Source organism: Polaromonas sp. P1_G2 (genome assembly GCF_056405515.1).
The window spans coordinates 1-360 of sequence record NZ_JBFUBY010001749.1 but is presented as its reverse complement, the minus strand read 5'-3'; the positions used below and the strand labels follow the sequence as shown (position 1 = coordinate 360).

The following is a 360-nucleotide window of genomic DNA, read 5'->3' as shown; positions in this document are numbered from 1 at the left end:
ACGCTTGGTGGCGCCAAGCAGGTGACGGTCAAGGTCAACGGCGTCGCGGAAGACAAGATCAGGAATTTCGAGAATGTCACCGGCGGCTATGGTGCCGACACGCTGACCGGCGACAAGGGCGACAACACACTCAACGGCTGGGGCGGCAACGACACGCTGAAGGGTGGCGACGGCGACGATATCGTCATCGGCAGCGCCGGCACCGACACGATGTCGGGCGGCAGCGGCAAGGACCATTTTGTCTTCAATCTGGTCACCGGTTTCACGCCAGGCGAATTCGATTCCGTCACCGATTTCAAGCACGGCCAGGACAAACTCGACTTTTCGCCGCTCGACACCAACCCCGCAACCGCCAAGGAC

At 61.4% G+C, this 360-nt stretch carries 1 protein-coding gene; it reads left to right on the top strand.

Annotation, left to right across the window (positions count from 1 at the left end; translation table 11 throughout):
• A partial coding sequence (locus AC1D0P_RS32415; RefSeq protein ID WP_477680468.1) for a M10 family metallopeptidase C-terminal domain-containing protein occupies positions 1-360 on the top strand: 360 nt, incomplete at both ends.